This is a genomic window from Thiosulfatihalobacter marinus, assembly GCF_016019955.1.
Lineage (GTDB): Bacteria > Pseudomonadota > Alphaproteobacteria > Rhodobacterales > Rhodobacteraceae > Shimia > Shimia marinus_A.
In genome coordinates, this window is record NZ_JAECRZ010000049.1 from 1 (window position 1) to 813 (window position 813).

The window sequence follows — 813 nt, forward strand, 5'->3', positions numbered from 1 at the left end:
GCGCCCGCCTCGTGCTCAGCCAGGATGCCGATGATCTGTTCGTCCGTGAATCTTGTTCGCTTCATTGTCCGTCCTCACGTTAGGTCGGACTCTAATCAACGGTGGAGGAAAAATCCCGTGGCAGGTCAGCCTGACCCGCCAGTTCTATTGGAGTGCGTCTCAGGCCATTGAGAAGTTCGGCAAGACCGCGCTTGCCTTGCAAAACAAACGTATACCCAGAAATCACAGCATAGAGAACTTGATTGATCGACTCATCAAATCTGAACCAGAAAGTCCACTCCTTGGGAGTTTCAAGACGCTGCCGAATTCGCGTTTTCCGAATGAATTGTCAGCGAAAGACATCATTAGTTTTGTAGCACAAATTCAGAAATTCGGTTCGCCAAACTCTCGTTACTTTGAAAAGACCTACATTAGCTATCCTTCGGACATTCACCGATTAGATGAAACATTGATACGACTTTACGAAACGATATTCAGGCTTGCCATCCCCGAGTATTCCGAACCTCTTGCATCGCACTTTCGATTGGACTTATCGTCTACGCACTTCAGTGATGAAGCGAAACGGCACCTGACGCTGAATAACCTGATGATCGACAAGAACGCTGAACCCGCTAGACAGGTTGCTAGGATGGCTAAGTCGCCTCGACAGGAACCGATGGTAATTTTTGGAAATCATGCGAAAGCCTTGGAATGGCTGAATAGCCTCCAGGCTGATGAGAGAAAGCACTAGACAAAGTGAAGTGGTCCCGGTTTTTCGGACAGCTCAGCGGCTGATCTAAGGTGTATCCGGGTTGGTTTTCATGCCGCCAATTT

1 protein-coding gene is annotated in these 813 nt (G+C 48.5%); it reads left to right on the forward strand.

Translation table 11 applies throughout. The annotated features are described in order from the left end of the window. The first annotated feature begins 64 nt into the window (after positions 1 to 64). Complete coding sequence (locus tag I3253_RS20330; RefSeq protein ID WP_197919603.1) at positions 65 to 730, forward strand: HEPN domain-containing protein; 666 nt, start codon at positions 65 to 67, stop codon at positions 728 to 730. Positions 731 to 813: the final 83 nt, after the last annotated feature.